Below are 2,550 nucleotides of genomic sequence, written 5' to 3' on the forward strand. Positions count from 1 at the left end.
ACACGCTCCAGTCGCGCGGCCAGGCCGCGTCCCGGCACTGCACGCTCGTGTAGACGGAGTAGCCGTTGTCGGCGGCGGCGTCGGACCGTCCGTACCGTTCGTACGCCGCCACGAGCGCCGCCGTGTCGCCGTCGTTGACGTACGCGGAGAAGGCGCTCGCCAGCCGGGGCCAGTAGCCGTCGTAGTACCCGCCCGGCAGGAAGGTGTCCTCCAGCTCGCCGGTGCCCACCGTGCCGCCGGCCGGGCGCGCGGCCAGGTCCTCCCGCATCCGGTACCAGGCCGCCTCGACCGCGTCCGGGTCGGTGCCCAGCCGGTACACCGCGTCGTGCCGGGCCACCCAGGCCATGAAGGCCTTGTGGCGGGAGTCGAAGGCGAGGTCCTGCGCGAGGTTGTCCTCGTACCAGACGCCCCGCGGGTCGACCACGGAGTCGAGGGCCATCCGCCGCACCCGGTCCGGGTACAGCCGCGCGTAGACCGCGCCCAGGTAGCTGCCGTACGAGTAGCCGAGGTAGTTCAGGGCCGGGGCGCCCAGCGCGTGCCGGATGCGGTCCAGGTCACGTGCGGTGCTGACCGTGTCGATGTACGGCAGGACATCGGCGTGCTTCTTCCCGCAGGCCGCGGCGAACTCCTGGGCCCGTTCCACCGAGGCCCGCTCGGCCGCCGCCCCGCGCGGCACCGAGTCGGGCCGTACGGGCGCGAAGTGGCCGGGCCGGCAGTCGAGCGCCGGCTCGCTCCGGCCGACCCCGCGCGGATCGAAACCGATCACGTCGTACTGGGCGGCGACGTCCGGCGGCAGCGAGGACGCCACGTAGCCGGCCATCCCGAGTCCGCTGCCGCCGGGCCCGCCCGGGTTCACCAGGAGCGGCCCCTGAAAGGTCTTCGCCGTGTGCGGGACGCGGGTCAGGGCGAGGGTGACGGTCCGCCCCGCCGGGTCGTCGTGGTTCAGCGGCACCTTCAGGGAGGCGCACTGGAGCTTCGGAGAGGCCTTGGTGCCGCAGTCGGTCCAGACGAGCGGCGGCACGGGCCGGGGGGCGGGCCCGGCGGTGCCGGCGGCGGAGGCGGGCAGGACGGTGACCGTCCCGGCGACCATCGCTCCAGCGGCGATCAGCATTCCTGCGCGTGAGGTCATAGGGCGTGCGTGCCCCGCCGGGGCCGCGACAGGACCTGCCCGGCCGAGAGTTGACCCGAAAGGAGGGCGACAGGCGGGGGTTCAGAGCAGTGTCAGCTGCTCGGGCGCCCGCGCCGGCGGCGTCCCCGGGGCGTTCTCCGGCCCGGAGATCCGCCGGGACGCGCCCCGGCCCGCCGGCCCGATGCCGAACTCGGCGGCGAACTCGTGCACCTGACGGGTGATCCGGCGCTGGTACCAGGTCGGCGCGTAGGCCCCCTCCCCGTACATCCGCTCGTAGCGCCGCACGAGGCCGGGGTGGTGCCGGCCGAGCCACTCCATGAACCACTCGCGCGCGCCGGGGCGCAGATGGAGCACGAGGGGCGTGACGGAGGTGGCGCCGGACGCGGCGATGGCGCGGACGGTCTCCCGCAGCTGCTCGGGCCCGTCACCGAGGAAGGGCACCACGGGGGCCATGAGCACCCCGCAGCCGATGCCGTGCTCGCCGAGGGCGCGCACCACGTCGAGCCGGCGCTGCGGCGACGGGGTGCCCGGCTCGATCGTCCGCCACAGCTCCTGGTCGGTGAAGCCGACCGAGACCGAGACGCCGACCTCGGTGACCTGGGCCGCCTCGACCAGCAGGTCCAGGTCCCGCAGGATCAGGGTGCCCTTGGTGAGGATCGAGAAGGGGTTGGCCCGGTCGCGCAGGGCGGTGAGGATGCCGGGCATCAGGCGGTACCGGCCTTCCGCCCGCTGGTAGCAGTCGACGTTGGTGCCCATCGCGATGTGCGCCCCCTGCCAGCGCGGCGAGGCGAGCTGCCGGACGAGGAGCTCGGGGGCGTTCACCTTCACCACGATCTGCGAGTCGAAGCCGAGACCGGTGTCGAGGTCGAGATAGCTGTGCGTCCTGCGGGCGAAACAGTAGACGCAGGCGTGACTGCAACCGCGGTACGGGTTGACCGTCCATTCGAACGGCATGCGGGAGGCCCCGGGCACCCGGTTGAGGATCGAGCGGGCCCGCACCTCGTGGAAGGTGATGCCGCGGAACTCGGGCGTGTCGAACGTACGGGTGGTGACCGCGTCCGTACCGAACAGGGCGGTGTCGGCGGGAGCGGCGGGGGTGTCGCCCAGGTGGTCCCAGCGCATGGACGCCTCCTCGGGGGTGCGGGCCGGTCGTGGGGTCAGAATAGAACACATGTTCCCTTGATCGCCGCAACCCGGATTTCGCACCCCGGAGGCCGCGTGGTTCCCTAGGGGGTGTCTTGTCGATCAGGCCGGATCAGGGAGTGGCGTCTTGGTGCGTGCGATCGCAAGGCGGAGGAGGGAGTCCATGCGGTGGGGGCACCTCCCGGGCGAAGCCCGGGGGACATCGGCGACCGACGACAACGCGGCGAGCGTGCCAGGCGTCGCGAGCCCGGCAAGATCGGTGAGACACCCCCTAGGCG

2 protein-coding genes are annotated in these 2,550 nt (G+C 73.3%); both read right to left on the bottom strand.

Features of this window, described 5'->3' with window-relative positions:
- On the bottom strand, positions 1–1,129 hold a 1,129-nt coding region (locus RIF68_RS34055; RefSeq protein WP_309055334.1), incomplete at its 3' end, for an alpha/beta fold hydrolase.
- 81 nt (positions 1,130–1,210) lie between these two features.
- Entirely contained in the window at positions 1,211–2,251 is a 1,041-nt protein-coding gene (locus tag RIF68_RS34060; RefSeq protein ID WP_309055335.1) for an Rv2578c family radical SAM protein, read from the bottom strand.
- Between the last annotated feature and the right edge of the window lie 299 nt (positions 2,252–2,550).

Origin of the sequence: Streptomyces sp. (assembly GCF_031178505.1) — a bacterium.
GTDB lineage: Bacteria > Actinomycetota > Actinomycetes > Streptomycetales > Streptomycetaceae > Streptomyces > Streptomyces gulbargensis.